This is a genomic window from Streptomyces sp. URMC 129, assembly GCF_051386415.1.
Taxonomy (GTDB): domain Bacteria; phylum Actinomycetota; class Actinomycetes; order Streptomycetales; family Streptomycetaceae; genus Streptomyces.
The window spans coordinates 15472-33228 of sequence record NZ_JBPQTQ010000004.1; the positions used below are offsets into that span (position 1 = coordinate 15472).

24 protein-coding genes and 1 tRNA gene are annotated in these 17757 nt (G+C 73.5%); 22 read left to right on the forward strand and 3 right to left on the reverse strand.

The annotated features are described in order from the left end of the window. The first annotated feature begins 4 nt into the window (after positions 1–4). From ACSNOC_RS01705 to glmS, 6 genes are all read left to right on the forward strand, one after another. The gene (locus tag ACSNOC_RS01705) at positions 5–1999 is read left to right on the forward strand and encodes an acetyl/propionyl/methylcrotonyl-CoA carboxylase subunit alpha (RefSeq protein WP_436745376.1); all 1995 of its coding nucleotides are present in this window, start codon (positions 5–7) and stop codon (positions 1997–1999) included. Beyond that, complete coding sequence (locus ACSNOC_RS01710; RefSeq protein WP_436745377.1) at positions 1999–2949, forward strand: hydroxymethylglutaryl-CoA lyase; 951 nt, start codon at positions 1999–2001, stop codon at positions 2947–2949. The genes ACSNOC_RS01705 and ACSNOC_RS01710 overlap by 1 nt, the downstream gene beginning before the upstream one ends. A 1-nt stretch (position 2950) precedes the next feature. Then, positions 2951–4102 (forward strand): acyl-CoA dehydrogenase family protein, encoded by a 1152-nt coding sequence (locus ACSNOC_RS01715; protein WP_436745378.1) that lies wholly within the window; start codon positions 2951–2953, stop codon positions 4100–4102. Positions 4103–4168: 66 nt separating this feature from the next. After that, a complete protein-coding gene (locus ACSNOC_RS01720; protein ID WP_436745379.1) occupies positions 4169–4564 on the forward strand; it encodes a hypothetical protein in 396 nt (131 codons plus the stop codon). 77 nt (positions 4565–4641) lie between these two features. Continuing rightward, the gene (locus tag ACSNOC_RS01725; protein ID WP_436745380.1) at positions 4642–4917 is read left to right on the forward strand and encodes a hypothetical protein; all 276 of its coding nucleotides are present in this window, start codon (positions 4642–4644) and stop codon (positions 4915–4917) included. A 47-nt stretch (positions 4918–4964) separates the two neighbouring features. Continuing rightward, positions 4965–6785, forward strand: a complete 1821-nt coding sequence (gene glmS / locus ACSNOC_RS01730) for a glutamine--fructose-6-phosphate transaminase (isomerizing) (protein ID WP_436745381.1) — start codon at positions 4965–4967, stop codon at positions 6783–6785. A gap of 269 nt (positions 6786–7054) precedes the next feature. Here the strand turns inward: glmS and ACSNOC_RS01735 are convergent, their stop codons facing one another. After that, positions 7055–7579, reverse strand: a complete 525-nt coding sequence (locus tag ACSNOC_RS01735; protein WP_436745382.1) for a universal stress protein — start codon at positions 7577–7579, stop codon at positions 7055–7057. Between the two features lie 745 nt (positions 7580–8324). Here ACSNOC_RS01735 and ACSNOC_RS01740 point away from each other — a divergent pair. From ACSNOC_RS01740 to ACSNOC_RS01755, 4 genes are all read left to right on the forward strand, one after another. Beyond that, on the forward strand, positions 8325–9431 hold the full coding sequence (locus ACSNOC_RS01740) for a GlxA family transcriptional regulator (protein WP_436745383.1): 1107 nt from the start codon (positions 8325–8327) through the stop codon (positions 9429–9431). Between the two features lie 46 nt (positions 9432–9477). Then, positions 9478–10074: an oligoribonuclease gene (gene orn, locus ACSNOC_RS01745; RefSeq protein WP_436745384.1), complete on the forward strand. Its 597-nt coding sequence runs from the start codon at positions 9478–9480 to the stop codon at positions 10072–10074. An 86-nt stretch (positions 10075–10160) separates the two neighbouring features. Next, positions 10161–10236 (forward strand) — tRNA-His (locus ACSNOC_RS01750). Positions 10237–10344: 108 nt separating this feature from the next. Beyond that, entirely contained in the window at positions 10345–11586 is a 1242-nt protein-coding gene (locus ACSNOC_RS01755; protein ID WP_436745385.1) for a tyrosine-type recombinase/integrase, read from the forward strand. 19 nt (positions 11587–11605) lie between these two features. On the opposite strand, the gene ACSNOC_RS01760 is transcribed toward ACSNOC_RS01755, so the two are convergent. Further along, a complete protein-coding gene (locus ACSNOC_RS01760; RefSeq protein ID WP_436745386.1) occupies positions 11606–12367 on the reverse strand; it encodes a hypothetical protein in 762 nt (253 codons plus the stop codon). A 122-nt stretch (positions 12368–12489) separates the two neighbouring features. Further along, positions 12490–12912 carry a hypothetical protein gene (locus ACSNOC_RS01765; RefSeq protein ID WP_436745387.1) on the reverse strand — a complete coding sequence of 141 codons (423 nt, stop codon included), beginning with the start codon at positions 12910–12912 and terminating at the stop codon, positions 12490–12492. 154 nt (positions 12913–13066) lie between these two features. Between ACSNOC_RS01765 and ACSNOC_RS01770 the strand changes: the two genes are divergently transcribed. The 12 genes from ACSNOC_RS01770 (at position 13067) to ACSNOC_RS01825 (ending at position 17752) form a co-directional block, all read left to right on the forward strand. After that, positions 13067–13315, forward strand: coding sequence for a helix-turn-helix domain-containing protein (locus ACSNOC_RS01770; protein ID WP_436745388.1), 249 nt, complete (start codon positions 13067–13069; stop codon positions 13313–13315). After that, entirely contained in the window at positions 13312–13680 is a 369-nt protein-coding gene (locus ACSNOC_RS01775) for a hypothetical protein (protein WP_436745389.1), read from the forward strand. Before ACSNOC_RS01770 ends, ACSNOC_RS01775 begins: the two co-directional genes overlap by 4 nt. 73 nt (positions 13681–13753) lie before the next feature. Further along, on the forward strand, positions 13754–14104 hold the full coding sequence (locus ACSNOC_RS01780; RefSeq protein WP_436745390.1) for a hypothetical protein: 351 nt from the start codon (positions 13754–13756) through the stop codon (positions 14102–14104). Then, a complete protein-coding gene (locus ACSNOC_RS01785) occupies positions 14101–14682 on the forward strand; it encodes a hypothetical protein (protein WP_436745391.1) in 582 nt (193 codons plus the stop codon). Before ACSNOC_RS01780 ends, ACSNOC_RS01785 begins: the two co-directional genes overlap by 4 nt. Next, positions 14679–15026 carry a hypothetical protein gene (locus tag ACSNOC_RS01790; protein WP_436745392.1) on the forward strand — a complete coding sequence of 116 codons (348 nt, stop codon included), beginning with the start codon at positions 14679–14681 and terminating at the stop codon, positions 15024–15026. The genes ACSNOC_RS01785 and ACSNOC_RS01790 overlap by 4 nt, the downstream gene beginning before the upstream one ends. Then, on the forward strand, positions 15026–15412 hold the full coding sequence (locus ACSNOC_RS01795; protein WP_436745393.1) for a hypothetical protein: 387 nt from the start codon (positions 15026–15028) through the stop codon (positions 15410–15412). Before ACSNOC_RS01790 ends, ACSNOC_RS01795 begins: the two co-directional genes overlap by 1 nt. After that, entirely contained in the window at positions 15409–15603 is a 195-nt protein-coding gene (locus ACSNOC_RS01800) for a hypothetical protein (protein WP_436745394.1), read from the forward strand. The genes ACSNOC_RS01795 and ACSNOC_RS01800 overlap by 4 nt, the downstream gene beginning before the upstream one ends. Next, on the forward strand, positions 15600–15983 hold the full coding sequence (locus ACSNOC_RS01805; RefSeq protein ID WP_436745395.1) for a hypothetical protein: 384 nt from the start codon (positions 15600–15602) through the stop codon (positions 15981–15983). The genes ACSNOC_RS01800 and ACSNOC_RS01805 overlap by 4 nt, the downstream gene beginning before the upstream one ends. A 79-nt stretch (positions 15984–16062) precedes the next feature. After that, on the forward strand, positions 16063–16206 hold the full coding sequence (locus ACSNOC_RS01810; protein ID WP_436745396.1) for a hypothetical protein: 144 nt from the start codon (positions 16063–16065) through the stop codon (positions 16204–16206). A 3-nt stretch (positions 16207–16209) separates the two neighbouring features. Further along, positions 16210–16644, forward strand: a complete 435-nt coding sequence (locus ACSNOC_RS01815) for a hypothetical protein (RefSeq protein ID WP_436745397.1) — start codon at positions 16210–16212, stop codon at positions 16642–16644. Further along, positions 16641–17048 carry a hypothetical protein gene (locus ACSNOC_RS01820; RefSeq protein ID WP_436745398.1) on the forward strand — a complete coding sequence of 136 codons (408 nt, stop codon included), beginning with the start codon at positions 16641–16643 and terminating at the stop codon, positions 17046–17048. Before ACSNOC_RS01815 ends, ACSNOC_RS01820 begins: the two co-directional genes overlap by 4 nt. Continuing rightward, positions 17045–17752: a hypothetical protein gene (locus ACSNOC_RS01825; protein ID WP_436745399.1), complete on the forward strand. Its 708-nt coding sequence runs from the start codon at positions 17045–17047 to the stop codon at positions 17750–17752. The genes ACSNOC_RS01820 and ACSNOC_RS01825 overlap by 4 nt, the downstream gene beginning before the upstream one ends. Positions 17753–17757: the final 5 nt, after the last annotated feature.

The window sequence follows — 17757 nt, forward strand, 5'->3', positions numbered from 1 at the left end:
GACCTTGTTCGAGAAGGTGCTCATCGCCAACCGCGGCGAGATCGCCGTCCGCGTCATCCGCACCCTGCGCCGCCTCGGCATCGCCTCGGTCGCGGTCTACAGCGACGCCGACGCCGGCGCGGCGCATGTGGCCGAGGCCGACACCGCCGTGCGCATCGGCCCGGCCCCGGCCGCCGAGAGCTACCTGTCGACCGCCCGGCTGCTGGCGGCGGCGGCCAGGACCGGCGCCGGGGCCGTGCACCCCGGCTACGGCTTCCTCGCCGAGAACGCCGCGTTCGCCCGCGCCGTCACCGACGCCGGACTGACGTTCATCGGACCGCCCGCCGGGGCGATCGAGGTGATGGGCGACAAGATCCGCGCCAAGGAGACCGTCCGCGCCGCGGGCGTCCCCGTGGTGCCGGGGGCGCACGGGGACGGCCTGGCGGACGCCGCCCGCGCCATGGGCATGCCCGTGCTGCTCAAGCCCTCGGCGGGCGGCGGCGGCAAGGGCATGCGGCTGGTCCGGGACGCGGCCGGGCTGGAGGAGCAGATCGCCGGCGCCCGCCGCGAGGCCCTGGCCTCCTTCGGCGACGACACGCTGCTGGTCGAGCGGTGGATCGACCGGCCCCGGCACATCGAGATCCAGATCCTGGCCGACGGCCACGGCACCGTCGTCCACCTCGGGGAGCGCGAGTGCTCCCTCCAGCGGCGGCACCAGAAGGTCGTCGAGGAGGCCCCGAGCCCGCTGCTCGACGCCGCCACCCGGGCCGCGATGGGCGCCGCCGCCGTGCGCGCGGCCCGGGCCTGCGGCTACCGGGGCGCGGGCACCGTGGAGTTCATCGTGCCGGGCGCCGACCCCGCCACCCACTGGTTCATGGAGATGAACACCCGGCTCCAGGTCGAACACCCGGTCACCGAGCTGATCACCGGGCTCGACCTGGTCGAGTGGCAGCTCCGCATCGCGGCGGGCGAGCCGCTGCCGTTCGCCCAGGACGACATCGTCACCACCGGGCACGCCGTCGAGGCCAGGATCTGCGCCGAGACCGCCCGCGTCGCGGACGGCGGCGGCCGGATCGACTTCCTGCCCTCGGCCGGACCGGTCCTGCTGCTGCGCGAGCCCGCCGGCGAGGGCGTCCGCGTCGACTCGGGCCTGGCCCCCGGGGCCGAGGTGTCCACCGCCTACGACCCGATGCTCGCCAAGGTCGTCGCGCACGGCCCCGACCGCGCCACCGCCCTGCGCCGCCTGCGCGCCGCGCTCGCCCGCACCACCGTCCTCGGCGTCGACACCAACACCGGCTTCCTGCGCCGCCTGCTCGCCCACCCCGACGTCCTCTCGGGCGACATGGACACCGGCCTCATCGACGCCGCCGCCGCCTCGCTGGTCCCCACCGGGGTGCCGGACGAGGTGTACGCGGCGGCGGCGCTGCTGCGGCACGCCGCCCTGGAGCCGCGCCCCGGTGCCGGGGGCTGGACCGACCCGTTCGCCGTGCCGTCGGGCTGGCGGCTGGGCGGCGAGCCCGCCTGGACCGCGCACCGGCTGCGGGTGCCCGGCCGGGAGCCGGTCACGGTCCGGGTGCGGCCCGGGGAGGTCCGCGTCGGCGACGGGCCGCCCGTTCCGGCCCGGTTGCTCGGCGGCCCCGGCGGGGACCTGGTGCGCGTCGAGTTCGCCGGCGCCGCGCACGGCTTCGCCCACGCCGCCACCGCCGCCGGTCACTGGCTCGGCCGGGACGGCGACGCCTGGCACGTGCACGGCCACGACCCGGTGGCCGCCGCGGGCGGCGACCGGGCGGCGGGTGCCGACACGCTGACGGCCCCGATGCCCGGTACCGTCACCGTCGTCAAGGCGGCGGTGGGCGAGAAGGTGACGGCCGGCCAGACCGTGCTGGTGGTCGAGGCGATGAAGATGGAGCACGTCATCGCCGCCCCGCACGACGGGACCGTCACCGGCCTCGACGTGGCCGTCGGCACCGCGGTCGCCATCGACCAGGTCCTGGCCCGGGTCACCCCCGAGGAGACGTGATGACCGATCCCGGCACGCCCCCGGGCCCGCGCCCGTATCCGCCCGGGTACCCGCCCCGGGTCCGCGTCCACGAGGTCGGCCCGCGGGACGGCCTGCAGAACGAGCCCGCCGTCGTCCCGGTCGCCGTCAAGGCCGAGTTCATCCACCGGCTGGCCGACGCCGGGCTCACCACCATCGAGGCCACCAGCTTCGTCCACCCCCGGTGGGTGCCCCAACTGGCCGACGCCGAGGAGCTGTTCCCGCTCCTGCGCGACCTCGGCGGCGTCCGGCTGCCGGTCCTGGTCCCCAACGAGCGCGGCCTGGACCGCGCCCTGGCCCTCGGCGCCCGCGAGGTCGCCGTCTTCGCCAGCGCCACCGAGTCGTTCTCCCGGGCCAACCTCAACCGCACGGTGGACGAGTCGCTCGTCATGTTCACCCCCGTGGTCGCGCGGGCCGTCGACGCCGGGGTGCCGGTGCGCGGCTATCTGTCGATGTGCTTCGGCGACCCCTGGGAGGGCGAGGTCCCCGTCGACCAGGTGGTCCGCGTGGCCCGCCGCCTGTTCGACCTCGGCTGCGCGGAGCTGAGCCTCGGCGACACCATCGGCGTCGCCACTCCTGGCCGCGTCACCGCGCTGCTCACCGCCCTCAACGAGGCGGGCATCCCCACCGGCCGGCTCGCCGTCCACTTCCACGACACCTACGGGCAGGCGCTCGCCAACACCCTGGCCGCCCTCCAGCACGGCGTCACCACTGTCGACGCCTCGGCCGGCGGGCTCGGCGGCTGCCCGTTCGCCAAGAGCGCCACCGGCAACCTCGCCACGGAGGACCTGCTGTGGATGCTCGACGGCCTCGGCATCGAGACCGGCGTCGACCTGCGCCGGCTCGCCGCCACCAGTCGCTGGCTGGCCGGTCACCTCGGCCGGCCCAGCCCGTCCCGCACCGTGCGCGCACTCTCCCCACCGGAGGAATGACGTGGACCACCGCCTGTCGCCCGAGCACGAGGAACTCCGCCGGACCGTCGAGGCGTTCGCGCACGACGTCGTGGCCCCCCGGATCGCCGAGCACTACGAGCGCCACACGTTCCCGTACGAGATCGTCCGGGAGATGGGCAGGATGGGTCTCTTCGGCCTCCCGTTCCCCGAGGAGTACGGCGGCATGGGCGGCGACTACCTCGCGCTGTGCCTGGCCCTGGAGGAGCTGGCCCGCGTCGACTCCTCGGTCGCCATCACCCTGGAGGCGGCCGTCTCGCTGGGCGCCATGCCGATCCACCGCTTCGGCACCGAGGAGCAGAAGCGGCAGTGGCTGCCGCGCCTGTGCGCGGGCGAGATGCTGGGCGCGTTCGGCCTGACCGAGCCCGGCTGCGGCTCGGACGCGAGCGGCACCGCCACCACGGCCGTGCGGGACGGCGACACGTGGGTCATCAACGGCACCAAGAGCTTCATCACCAACTCCGGCACCGACATCACCGGCCTGATCACGGTCACCGCCGTCACCGGCCGCGGGCCGGACTCCTCGCCGCTGATCTCCACGATCATCGTCCCGGCCGGCACCCCCGGCCTCACGGTCGCGCCGCCCTACTCCAAGGTCGGCTGGAACGCCTCGGACACCCACGAGCTGTCCCTCGCCGACGTCCGCGTCCCCGCCGCCAACCTGCTGGGCGAGGAGGGCCGCGGCTACGCCCAGTTCCTGCGCATCCTCGACGAGGGCCGCATCGCGATCTCGGCACTCTCCACGGGCCTCGCCCAGGGCTGCGTGGACGAGTCCCTCGCCTACGCCCGCACCCGCACGGCCTTCGGCCGCCCGATCGCCGCCAACCAGGCCATCCAGTTCAAGCTGGCCGACATGGAGGCCCGCGTCCACACGTCCCGCGCCGCCTGGCGCGACGCGGCCTCCCGCCTGATGGCCGGCGAGCCCTTCAAGAAGGCGGCGGCCATCGCGAAGCTCCACTCCTCGGACGTGGCCGTGACGAACGCCCGCGAGGCCACCCAGATCCACGGCGGCTACGGCTTCATGAACGAGTTCCCGGTGGCGCGGATGTGGCGCGACGCGAAGATCCTGGAGATCGGGGAGGGCACGAGCGAGGTCCAGCGCATGCTGATCGCGCGCGAGCTGGGCGTGGGGTGACCGCGGCTCCGCCGTGAGCGGCGGACCGCGCTCTGTTACCGTGGCGGCGACCGACGGGAGGCTGACGTGACATCAGACGCGGGGGAGCGGCGGGACGGCACGGGCGGCGGCTCCGCTCCCGCCCCGGACCTCGTGGTCCGGGAGGGTGAGCTGAGGCCGATCGGGGACGACGCCGCGCGCCTCGCGCGGGTGGCGGAGACGGCCGGCCGGCCCGCCCTGGAGATGGGCGCCGTGGTGAACGCGCTGAACGACGCGGGCCTCGGCAGCGGCGACGCCCTCTCCCACGCGTCCGTCCGCTTCGCCGAACAGGGCTCGACCCTCTCGCGCGAGTGCCGGCACATCGCCGGAGAACTGGGCAGCACTGTCAGCACGCTCGGGGCGGTCGAGGCCGAGCGCGTCACGGACCTCCTCGGCGCCACCCAGTGGCTGCGGCCGGGCAACCCGGCGATCGACATCCTCTGAGAGGCCCGGCGACACGCCTGTGCCCGATATCGGGCAGGATTGTTGCGAAAAGCATCCCGGCTCCGCAGTATCGAGGAGTGCTCGAACGCCGTACGCTCCACGACGACCTCGTGGATCACCTGGTCCGCAGCACCCCGCTGGCGCGGGGCGAGGCCGCACGGGTGGTCCTCGACGTTCTCGCGTACTTCGACGAGACCACCGAGGAGTTCGTCCGGAGGCGGCACCGGGAGCTGCGGGCCCGGGGGCTGACCAACGAGGCGATCTTCGAGCGGATCGCGGAGGAGCTGCCGCGTCGCGCGGTGGCCCCGCCCGGGCTGTCGCTGCGGCAGCTCAGGCGGATCGTGTACGGCTGAGCGCGCCGAGAGCGGGACCCAAGAGACCAGCAGCAGGAGGAACGCCTATGTGCGGGATCGTCGGATATATCGGCAAACGAGATGTGGCCCCCCTCCTTCTGGAGGGGCTCCAGCGGCTGGAGTACCGGGGCTACGACTCGGCCGGCATCGCCATCCACAGCAGCGGCAGGGGCGGCGGTCTGAAGACCGTCAAGAACGCCGGACGCGTGCGGGAGCTGGAGGGCAAGGTACCGGCCCGGTTCTCCGGCACGTGCGGCATCGCGCACACCCGCTGGGCCACCCACGGCGCGCCCAACGACGACAACGCCCACCCGCACCTCGACGGCTCCGGCAAGGTCGCCGTCGTGCACAACGGCATCATCGACAACTCCGCCGAGCTGCGCGCCAAGCTCACCGCCGACGGCGTGGAGCTGGCCTCCGACACCGACACCGAGGTCCTGGCCCACCTGATCGGCCGGGCCCAGGCGCAGACGCTGGAGGAGAAGGTCCGCGAGGCGCTGCGCTACATCGAGGGCACCTACGGCATCGCCGTGCTGCACGCCGACTTCCCCGACCGCATCGTGGTCGCCCGCAACGGCTCGCCCGTCGTGCTGGGCATCGGCGAGAAGGAGATGTTCGTCGCCTCCGACGTGGCCGCGCTCATCAGCCACACCCGCCAGGTGATCACCCTGGACGACGGCGAGATGGCCACCATCAAGGCCGACGACTACCGCACGTACACCACCGACGGCAGCCGTACCGCCGCCTCCCCCACCACCGTGGAGTGGGAGGCCGAGAGCTACGACATGGGCGGCCACGACACGTACATGCACAAGGAGATCGCGGAGCAGCCCGACGCCGTCGACCGGGTGCTGCGCGGCCGGATCGACGACCGGTTCGCCACGGTCCGGCTCGGCGGCCTCAACCTCGACGCCCGCGCCGCGCGCGGCGTCCGCCGGGTGAAGATTCTCGGCTGCGGCTCGGCCTACCACGCGGGCCTGATCGGCGCCCAGCTCATCGAGGAGCTGGCCCGCATCCCGGCCGACGCCGAGCCGGCCAGCGAGTTCCGCTACCGGAACGCCGTGGTGGACCCCGAGACGCTCTACATCGCGGTGAGCCAGTCCGGCGAGACGTACGACACCCTGGCCGCCGTCCAGGAGCTCAAGCGCAAGGGCGCCATGGTGCTGGGCGTGGTCAACGTGGTCGGCTCCGCGATCGCCCGCGAGACGGACGGCGGCGTCTACGTCCACGCCGGGCCCGAGGTGTGCGTGGTGTCCACCAAGTGCTTCACCAACACCGCCGTCGCCTTCGCGCTGCTCGCCCTCCACCTCGGCCGCATCCGCGACCTGTCGGTGGCGGACGGCAAGCGGATCATCGACGGCCTGCGGAAGCTGCCCGAGCAGATCGCGGAGATCCTCCGGGACGAGGAACGCATCGCCAAGATCGCGGCCGAGTTCGCCGAGTCGAAGAGCATGATGTTCGTCGGCCGGGTGCGCGGCTTCCCGGTGGCCAAGGAGGCGTCCCTGAAGCTGAAGGAGGTCTCCTACATCCACGCCGAGGCGTATCCGGCGTCCGAGCTCAAGCACGGCCCGCTGGCGCTGATCGAGCCCGCCGTGCCGACGGTGGCGATCATCCCGACCGACGAGCTGCTGGACAAGAACCGCGCCACGCTGGAGGAGATCAAGGCCCGCGACGGCCGCATCCTGGCCGTGGCGCACGAGGAGCAGCCGAAGGCCGACGACACCATCGTGGTGCCGCGCAACGAGCCCGAGCTGGACCCGGTGCTGATGGGCATCCCGCTCCAGCTGCTCGCGTACCACACGGCGCTGGCCCTCGGCCGGGACATCGACAAGCCGCGCAACCTGGCGAAGTCCGTCACCGTGGAGTGACCCGTGGCGTGAGACGTCACAGGGCCTGAGACGTCACGCGGCGGCCCCCGGGGTGCGTGCCACCATACGCACCCCCGGGGGCCGCCATGCGCGCCGGCGTCGCCCATTACGCCGGCGGGGAGAAGCCGTCGGCGGGTCCGTCACCTCCCGCCGAGCGGCTCAAGCTCGGTCGACCGTGGTCGACGTCACCTTTATGCCCATCACAAACGCACAATCCACCCGCCGGGGCGGATGAATTTGGTGAATCCCCGGTGAGCGGGCGCGCCGGGCTAGGGGATGACGATCACCGGCCGCTGGGCCCGGCGCGCCAGCCGGCCGGAGACGGAGCCGAAGAGGCGGCCCAGCAGCCCGTGCGTGGTGCCCACGACGATGGCGTCCGCCGCGTACTCGCGGCCGACCTCCTCCAGCTCGTGACAGATGTCGCCGCCGCGCTCCAGCAGCACCCACGGCACGTCCGACAGGTGCTCGGCGCAGGACAGCTCCAGCCCCAGGACCTCGGTGCTGTGATCGGGGACGTCGACCAGGGCGGGCGGCTCGCAGCCGGCCCAGACCGTGGTCGGCAGCCGGTTGGCGACGTGCACGATGATCAGCCCGGAGCCCGACCGCCGGGCCATCCCCACGGCGTACGCCAGGGCCCGCTCACTCGACGTCGAGCCGTCGAAGCCGACGACGACGCCGTGCTGGAAGGCGGGGTCGCACGAGACGCCCGCGTCCTCGGCCGGGTCGGGCGGCGGGGACGTGGGGTCGACGAGTCGCCTGCGATCCGCTGGTTCGGGAAACTCGTGTCCAGCCATCGGAGCCTCAGCGGTGGGTCAGTGAGGAAACCTCGTGAGTGTGTCGTGATGGAGGTGCTCACGGAGAAGCGGAGAAGATCCTTCGCCCTTCCGGTGGTTCCACCTCCAGGGTACGGCGTCGGGTGGCCGGTTCCCAGGGACGGTGCGTGCCACCCCTGAAACCCTGCGTCGGCGCCGTGACCGTGCAGCATGCCCTACCGGCGCCGGGCCGCGCAATGCTTTCGGACACCCCGCGACGCGGCCGGCTCCGGAGCGTGACCGGCCCCCCGGCCGCCGCGCGCCGGGGCCCGGGGGCGGGGCGCACGCCCCCGCGCCGAGCAGCGGCGGCTCGCTGAGGGTGGCCGGGAAACTACAGTGCCGTCCGCCCCCGCCCGCCCCCGGCGTACGCCCCCGTCGCGGTGGGACAGTCGTGCTGACGGCTTTTATTTTCAGCCAACTTCCCCACACCTGAACCACCTTGCCCACCCACCTCGCCAACACCTTTCGCAGGCCCGGGCGGTGTGCCGGGCCCGGTTCCGGGCGCCATCCGGGACGAGTGCCGAGGTGAGGCCCACTTCCCCCAACTGCTCGTACGTGTAACGCTTCCTGATCGAATGCTTCACGCCACGTTGTCATGTCGACTTAGCGCCGAGTGGTGAACTTGTCCCGCCAACCTCAACCGACACAGTAGATTCGATCTTGGCAATGACGTCGGGGGAAACGTGGCAGGACCGAGAGGATGCGACGACCGAGGGAACTGAGGAGCATGAACCAGGACCCAACGCACGGCCCCGAGCCCGCCGTCAAGCTGGCTGCCCGCCGCCGCCGCGAAGTCGTCGCGGTGGTGCTGTTCAGCGGCAGTCCCATGTTCGAAAGCTCCATCCCGCTGTCCGTCTTCGGCGTCGATCGCCAGGATGCCGGGGTGCCGCGTTACCGGCTGCTTGCCTGCGCGGGGGAGGAGGGACCGCTGCGCACCACGGGCGGTCTGGAACTGCGCGCCCCCTACGGCCTCAGCGCCGTGGCCAGGGCGGGCACCGTCATCGTCCCGGCGTGGCGGTCCATCACCGGCCCGCCGCCGGCCCCCGCGCTCGCCGCGCTGCGCCGCGCGCACTCCGAGGGGGCCAGGATCGTCGGGCTGTGCACGGGCGCCTTCGCGCTGGGCGCCGCCGGGCTGCTCGACGGCCGTCCGGCGACGACCCACTGGATGTACGCCCCGACGCTCGCCAAGCGCTACCCGTCGGTCCACGTGGACCCCAGGGAGCTGTACGTGGACGACGGCGACATCCTCACCTCGGCCGGCACCGCCGCCGGGATCGATCTCTGCCTGCACATCGTCCGCACCGACCACGGACCGGAGGCCGCCGCGGCGCTGGCCCGCCGCCTGGTGCTGCCGCCCCGCAGGGGCGCCGGCACCGAAGCGGCCCCGCACCGGCATCTCGACAGGTCTTTACCCGAGGACATCGGAGCCGATCCGCTGGCCGAGGTCGTCGCCTGGGCGCTGGAGCACCTGCACGAACAGTTCGACGTCGAGACCCTGGCCGCGCGGGCGTACATGAGCCGCCGCACCTTCGACCGCAGGTTCCGGGCCCTGACCGGGAGCGCCCCTCTGCAGTGGCTGATCACCCAGCGCGTGCTCCAGGCGCAGCGGCTGCTGGAGGTGTCGGACTACTCGGTGGACGAGGTCGCGGGCCGCTGCGGCTTCCGGTCGCCGGTGGCGCTGCGCGGTCACTTCCGGCGGCAGCTCGGCGCCTCGCCGGCCGCCTACCGGGCCGCGTACCGGGCGCGCCAGCAGGACACGGCTGAGCGCGCCAAGCCGGTCGGCGACGGCTTCTCGCCCCGCCTGCCCGGCCAGCGCGGCAGGCCGGCGGTGTGAGCGACGCTCGCGGGCCGGTCGCGTTCCGCGACGTAAGGTTGTTCGCATGAACGATCGCATGGTGTGGATCGACTGCGAGATGACCGGGCTCTCGCTGGCCGACGACGCGCTCATCGAGGTGGCCGCCCTGGTGACCGACTCCGAGCTGAACGTGCTCGGCGAGGGGGTGGACGTGGTGATCCGCCCCCCGGAGGAGGCGCTGGCGTCCATGCCGGAGGTGGTGCGCGCCATGCACACCGCGTCGGGGCTGCTGGACGAGCTCCCGTCCGGCACGACGCTCGCCGACGCCGAGCGGCTGGTCCTGGACTACGTGCGCGAGCACGCGCCGGAGTCGGGGAAGACCCCCCTGTGCGGGAACTCGATCGGGACCGACCGCGGCTTCCTCGCCCGGGACATGCCGCGGCTGGAGTCGCATCTGCACTACCGCGTGATCGACGTCTCGTCGGTGAAGGAACTGGTCCGCCGCTGGTACCCGCGGGTCTACTTCAACAGCCCGGAGAAGAGCGGGAATCACCGGGCGCTCGCCGACATCAAGGAGTCCATCGCCGAGCTCCGGTACTACCGGGAGGCGATCTTCGTCCCCCAGCCCGGCCCCGACTCGGAGGCCGCCAAGCGGATCGCGGCCCAGCACGTGGTGCGCTGAGAATTCACGGCGCTGGCAGGGCCGGGGACCCTGTACACTCATAACCCGACCGGTGCGGAAAGGCCTTCCCGCACCGCGTGGTCATGGTGGGTGTAGCTCAGCTGGTAGAGCACCTGGTTGTGGTCCAGGTGGCCGCGGGTTCGAGTCCCGTCACTCACCCCAAAAGATCAAGGCCCGGCCTGCGGAAACGCGGCCGGGCCTTCGTCATGGCCGGAGGCTGACCAAACGACGGCCAAACCGGTGTCACACATTCCGCCCATACTCCCCGTCATGGCGAGCATCAGAAAACGGGAACGCAAGGACGGGACCTGCACCTTCCAGGTGCGCTGGATCCTCGGCGGCCGACGTGGTGGCGACGAACAGTTCGAGCGGTTCTCCGACGAGGACCAAGCCATGCAGTTCAAGAAGCTGGTGGACGCCCACGGGCAGCAGTGGCCGGTCGGCTGGGTGCCTGGCCGCGGTTTCGTGGAGCCGGAGACGACACCGGATGACGTCCCGCTCCTCCAGTGGGCCCACAGGTACGTGGACGACATCACGGGTATCGACGAGCGCACGCGGCGCGACTACCGGCGCGAAGTGGATCGCCATCTCTCCCTCGTCGTCCACACGCGGCTGGACGGCGCTGTCTTGCCGGCCACCATCGGGAACCTGAGCAAGGGGGACGTGCAGCGCTGGGTGCGGGCCGAGCAGTTGGGGGAGAAGGACCCGGACGATCCGGAGCGGTGGGTTCGCCGCAAGGCGCGGCCCAAGAGCATCCACAACCGGCACGGCCTGTTGTGGTGCATCGTCCAGGCCGGAAAGGAGGCCGGCCTGCGGGACGATAACCCGCTGGACGGCTCGTACCTTCCGCGCACCGACGATGGCACCGAAGAGATGGTGTTCCTGGAGCCGGACGAGTACCAGCGGCTCCGCACCGAGTTCACCGACCCGTGGGCGCTCGATCTGGCCGACTGGCTCGTCGGCACAGGCATGCGATGGGGTGAGGCGACGGCCCTGCAGGTCGGCGACATCAACTGGCGGGACGGCTCCGTGAGCGTTCAGCGCGCCTGGAAGCGGGCCGAGGACAACACGTTCTTCCTCGGCCCGCCCAAGACCCGAAAGGCCCGCCGGACGCTGGCGCTCACCGGCGCGCAGATGGACACGGTCCGGCGCCTGGCGACCGCCAAGCGCCCCGAGGCGCTGCTGTTCACGACGTCCTGGGGGAACCGCTGGCGGCACTCGAACTACTACCACCGGAAGTGGAAGCCGGCCGTGGATGCTGCTGTGGCGAAGGGCCTGCCGCGGCGGCCGAGGATCCACGACCTCCGGCACACGCATGTCGCGTGGCTGATCGCGGGCCACATCCCGCTTCCGGCCATCCAGGCCCGGCTCGGCCACGAGTCCATCCAGACCACGGTGGACCGCTACGGGCATCTGCTGAGGCAGATGGACGAGGAGATCACCGCCGCCCTCACGGCCGCCATGGCGCCCCCGGCCGCGGTTGGTCTTCACCTGGTTCGCGGTACCGGCTGATGGCGCGGCAGGACAGCGGCTACTGGGTGATCGGCTCGGCGGGCGTCTCTTCGCCGGTCGGCTCCTCGGCCGGGGCTGGCACGTCCGGCGCCGCCTCGCCGCCGCTGGGCGCCTCTTCGGCGGGCTCGCGGCTGTCGGTGTCGGCCGGGCTGGTCGTGTCGTCGGCCGGAGCGGGCGCGGGCTCGGCCTGACCGTCGTCGGACGGCTCTGCCGGGGTCGGCGCGGGCTCGGCCGGTGCGGCGTCGCCGGGGGGCGCCGTGGCGTCGTCGGCGGGCGCGGGCAGCTCGTCGGCGTCGGTGGCGGCCCCGGCGCCGCGAACGGGCGCCTCGGCCTCGGCAGCGGGCGCGTCGTCCTCCTCCGGGACAACGGCCGGGCCGCGTGCGGGCGCATCCGGCAGGACGGCCGGGGGAGCGGCGTCCGGGGCGTCTGCACGCGGCTCGGCTGCCGTCATGGGTGCCTGCGGGCCGCTCTCGGCAAGGGGACGGGTGCCGGCCGGATGGCTGGCCGCCCAGATCGGCGCGGTGATGGCGATGGTCAGGATGGCCGTGACCACGGTGACGGCCAGCGTGAGGCTGGCGACGCGGTGGCGGTGGGCCCACAGGGAGAGGCGTGTGCATCGCGAGTGATCGACCGGGGCTTCCTGGCCGCCGAGGACGCGGACCGCTTGGATCGTGGCCCGACCGACCCGTGTGGTGGTGATGCACCGTCCGTGCATTCTCCGGACGAACTGGACGAGGAGCAGGGTGATGCCGGCCACTATGACGGCGTGAGGGAGGGTCATGAATGTGCGCCTTTTGTGCGTGGTTCTGTCCCCGTGCGGGGAACCTCACGCTCCGTCTGTGCGCAACTTTTTCACAGGTTGGATGGCTACCTGCAACCCTAATGTGACCTACTGATCGGTTTTCACGGTTCGAGCGACTTCAGGACGTACTTGACGACCTCGGCCTGATGCTCGGGCGGGACATCGGCCAAGACTTCAAGCACGCGCTCTGCGGCTGTGCCGTAGGCCGCCAGATCCAGGCCCAGGTTTTCCTCCATGAGGCGGCGCAGTTCCCCCGCGGCGTCCGCGCGTCCGGCCTCGTCCAGTTGCCTGGGGGTCACCCCCACGGTGTGTGCCATCCGCGCCACGGTCTCGGGGCCGCCGCGGACTGGTGCGTACACGCCGCGGGTGACCACCTGGTGGCCGGCCTCGATCTGGCGCCAGCGTCCCTCGCTCACGTGCTCCGCCAGCTTGGCTGCCTTGCGGACGGAGAGGCGGCGGCGTTCACGCGCGGCTGCGATCAGGGCGCCCCAGGGTGTCGGGTCTGGTCGCTCGCTCGATGACATGGCCCGCATCTTCGCACCCCTTCGCACCGAGCGGGTAACTGGCCCGTCAACACGCCCTGAAATCGGCACAGGTCCCGTCTGATTTTCACTCGCTGATGCGAAGGGGTGCGTAGGGGTCTTGCCCTTCGCACCCCTTCGCATTACAGTCCTGGGTATGGCAGCAGCCCGAAGACCTCCCAAGGCCCCACTCGACCACGAGCCCGAGGCCGTCACGTACGCCCGGCAGGCCGCCGGACTCACGATGACCGCGCTGGCCGACCGGATGGGTGTCTCCGTGTCCCTGATCTCCGAGATCGAGAGCGGGACGCGGAACGCTACGCCGCAGAGGCTCCGGGCGCTGGCCGAGGCGCTGAACTGCCCGGTCGTGGTCCTCCAGCGCAAGCAGTCGGTGGGTGCTCCGTGAGCACGCGGACGCTGCCGGACCTCGCCGAGCTGGCGGCCGAGCTGGCCGCGCTGCGCGCCCAGGTGGCCGAGCTGACCACCACCGGCGGCCGGGACCGGGACCGCATGACGTACGCGCAGTACGCGGCGGAGCTGGGCATCGAGGAGTCCTGGCTGCGGCGGCACATCAAGCGGCTCCATCACCACAAGGCGGGGCGCTGCATCTGGTTCACGGCCGAGGACCGGGCCCGCAACGCGGCCGAGGTCTTCCACCACCGCCCGGTGACCGCCTCGTCGGCCGGGCCGACCTCCGCGAGCACGGCGGCCGGGGCTCACCCGCTGTCCGGGCTTGTGCCCATCCCGCGCGGCCGACGCCGCGCCTACTGACCCCCTCGGGGGCCGCCGGACCCTACCCGGCGCCCCCGGGGCCGACCCACCCACACAGAGGAAGGAGTAGGCCGTGTCCGAGCCTACCCAGATAGCCCCGACCGGCGACGGCCCGGTGTTCAGCCAGATGACGCCCGAGCTGCGGGCCCTCGACCTGCTGCACGCCAAGTACGGCAAGGGCGACATGCCCGCCCCCTACATCACCATCCACGGCTTGGTCCGGGAACTGGCGTTGCAGCTCCCGACCCTGGCCGCGTTCGAGATGTGGCGCGAGGAGCTGGGCATCTCCCCGGACGTCGTGACGCTGCGCGGCAGCGAGCAGCCGTGGTTGGAGGCGTCCGGCCAGTACGCGGGCACCACCGTGGCCCTGTCCGTCCACTTCCCGGCCGCTGTCTCGTCGGCCGCTCAGGGGGTGTCGGCATGAGCACCGAGACCACCATCACGCCGGGCCTCTCGCGCGCCGCACGGACCGCGCTGGCCGTCATCGGCGCCGCGCTCACCCGGGGCCAGCACCCCGGCGAGGCCCTGGAGTCCGCCGGGCTGCTGTTCGATCCCGACCGCGCCCGCGCGCTCGCCGACGCCGCCCGCGACCAGGGGCTCGCCGAGGCCGAGGCCACCGTGATCGCGGTCGGCGCCGAGGACGGCAGCACCGTGGCGCGCACCATCACCGCCCGGTGCGCGGCCCGGATCCGGGGCCTGATCACCACTGCCACGGACAGCAACGCGACCGAGCTGGTCGTCTACCGGGCCGAGCATCCGGAGTCCGGGATCACGCTCGGCACCTACACCACCCGCGCCGCCGCCCGCCAGCACTGCACGGCCGTCGCCCTGCGGGAGACCCCCAGCGCGCACCTGACGTGGGTCCCCGAGCACGGCGGCCCCGACGCGGCCGACGACCTGTGCACCTGGACCGACGACGACCCCGAGGACGTGTGCCCCACCGGCTACGTGGTCCGCCCGGTGACCGTGCGCGACACCTACGACGAAGGGGCGGACGAATGACCGCCGCCCTGACCTTCGCGGTCCTCGCCCTCGCCCTCGTGGCGGGCCTGCACCTCGCGCTGCGCGCGGCCGAGTACCGCGACCATCACGCCATGGCCGCCCCGCCCGTGCCCGAGCCCGAGACCGTGGTTCGCGGGCTGGCCGACCTGTACGACCGCGACCCCGGCCAGGTGGGCGGGATGCTGGCCGAGATCGCCGCTCACGGCCGTGAGGTCCAGTGGGCCGCCACGCTCGGCCGACCGCCCGGCGAGTCCGGCCTCCGGCGCGACGTCCTCGTGGACTACCTCCTCGACCACACCGTCCCTGCCTACATGGCGGCCCGGCGCGCTGGAGGTGAGGGCTGATGTGGGGATGGAAGGCCCGGCGCATCGCCGAGCTGGAGATCCGACTGGCTCGGGTCACCGAGCGGGGAGGGGCCGCCGCCGCGTGGGACGCTCTCAACGAGGCCCGCAGCGTGCATGCCCGGCAGTTCGCGGACCACGTGCAGCGGTACGAGGCGTTGCGCCTCGCCGCGCTCGCCACCCGCTCGCAGGGGCGCCGCTACCGGCTCGCCTGGCGCTCCGCTCGGCGCCGCGCGCAGCGGCTGCGCGCCGACCTGGACGCGCAGCTCGCCGTGACCCGGCACCTCGGCGACCAGCTCCTGTCCGGCATGGGCTACAGCCCCGCCGAGCTGAAGTGCCTCGGCCTGCCCGTGCCCGACGACGAGGCCGAGGCGGTGAGGACCCCGTGACCGCGCTCACGATCCATCTCCTGCTGTGCGACGGCGCCCCGGGCGGCGATGTCTGCCCCGAGGAGTTCGGCGGCGACGGTGACGTGCCGTCGATCGAGGCCCTGCGCGAGCAGGCCGCCGACTTGGGATGGACGGCCGAGGACGGCCGTGACTGGCACAGCACCGTGTGCCGCGAGACGAGGCCGACATGACGACCGCCCTCATCACGCTCGGCGCCGTGCTCGCCGTCCTCGCCGCCCGCGCCGCCGTCGCGCTGCTGCTCCCCGCCGGCCGCCGTCGCTCCCCGACCGTGAGGTGGGCGCGGCTCCGGCTGGAGCTGACCGACTGGCCCCGGCACGGCCTCGTCGTGACTGACACCGCCCGTCCCGACTGCCCGGACTGCCACGGGCGCGGCGGGTGGGACGAGGACGTCGCCGACGCGTCCGGCGAGTACGCCGACACCGAGGTGGTGTGGTGCGGCTGCTGGGACCCCGAATGCCGCTGGCTGCTGCTGCCGCTTCCCCGCCGTCTCGTTGAGCGTCGGCTCCGCGCCGACTGGCCCGGCGGCTACTCCGACGAACCCCCCTTCTGATCCCCCTCTGAGCGCCCGCCGGGGCCGTGACCTCCCTCTCCGGCCCCGGCGGTGCCTCCTCTCCGATCCGGAGCACACCATGCCCTTCATCCGGCTCCTGGCCACCGTCCTCGGCCTCTGGAGCGCCCTCTCGATCGCCCTCGGCATCGCCTACTCGGTGGGCCGCTGGGCCGCTGCCCGGCAGGCCGGGGCGGCCGTGCGCCCTCCGCAGAGGGGTGCGTGAGCGATGACTTCCTACCGCATCACGCTGCCCGCCGGTCTGCCGCTCCTCAACGCCAACCAGAGGTTGCACCACAAGCCGAAGGCGAGGATCACGCGGGCGCTGCGCGACGCCGCGTTCGCCACCGTCAGCGAGAACCCGGCGCTCATGGCCGCGCTCGCCGCGGCCAAGCCCAACGCTCTCTTCGAGCGGGCGCACATCCTCGGCGTCCTCCACCCGCCGACGCGCCGCCGCGCGGACCCGGCGAACTGGTACCCGTCGTTCAAGGCCGCCGTGGACGGCCTGGTGGACGCCGGGCTTCTGGACGACGACGACCACACCCGGGTCCTCGGGCCGGATATGCGCCTCGGCCCCGTGGTCAAGGACGGGCAGCTCGTCCTCGTCGTCCGCGCCGCCACGGCGGAGGAGTGGGCGCTGCTCCAAGGCGAGGTGTCCCGGTGAGCGCCCCGCCTGCCCCGCGGCACCCGGTGCCCAACCACATCCCAGTGGAGCTGCGCGAGGCGTTCGCCACCACCGCCGGGCGCGCGATCCCGCCGCACTCCCCGTACCAGCCCGGGGATGCCGTCCAGCGTCACGGCTACGGCGGCAACCCGCCCGGCCCCCGGCAGACGGGGTTCCGCGGCTGGGCCGTCGCCACGGTGGGCGCCACGATCCTGACCGGCATCACCACCTCGGGCGAGGAATGGTGGGAGGAGTGGGGCTTCCTGCACCCGGCCGGCGAACCGGTGGACATGTGGGACCACTGTGTGTGCTGCCGCGAGGAGCGCCGCGTCCTGCTGCGCGAGCACCACGCCCGGCAGCGGGCACGCGGTGCTCAGCTCGGCCTCTTCGAGGTGAACCGGTGAGCCGCAACGATGTCGCCGCGCGCCGCGCCGAGGTGCGCCGCCTGGCCGCCGAGGGCCTGAGCGGACGCGCCATCGCGCAACGGCTCGGCGTGGGACAGGGCACGGTGCGCCGCGACCTGGAATGGCTCGCGGCCGAGGAGGCCGCCCCGCCCGCCGAGCCGGAGCGCGCCGCGCAGCCGCCCGAGCCGGTGGCGCGGGACGAGGCGCCCCCGGCACAGCCCGGCATATCCGCAGGCCAGACGCCCGGCGCACCCGGGCCGGAGCGCGCCACGGCCGCGCCGCGCCGCCGCCTCGGCCGCACGGTGCGCCGCGCCGCCCGCGCCATGACGGTGTGGCTCGCTCCCTCCCGTCCGGCCCCCGCGCGCGCCGGTGATCGGTCCGCGCCGCCCGGGGCCGCACTGGATACCGCGCCGCCCGTTCCAGGTCCGGCCGTGTCGATGGCACAGGCCGAGGAGAGCGCGCCGCACCCGGCGGTCGGCGCGCTGGTCGCTGCGGCCCGCGCCGTGACCGCCGCCGAGCTGCGCGCGCCGGACCGGCTCTACCTGATCGCCGCCCTGCGCATGACCGTCCGGGCCCTGGCCGGACTCGGCCCCGGCGCCCCCGCCGAGCAGCACGTCCTCGTCGCCGCGCTCGGCGATCTCCTCCGCGACCTCGCGGAGGCCCACCACCCGCACGACCAGCACGACCGCACCACACGGAGGTGACCCCG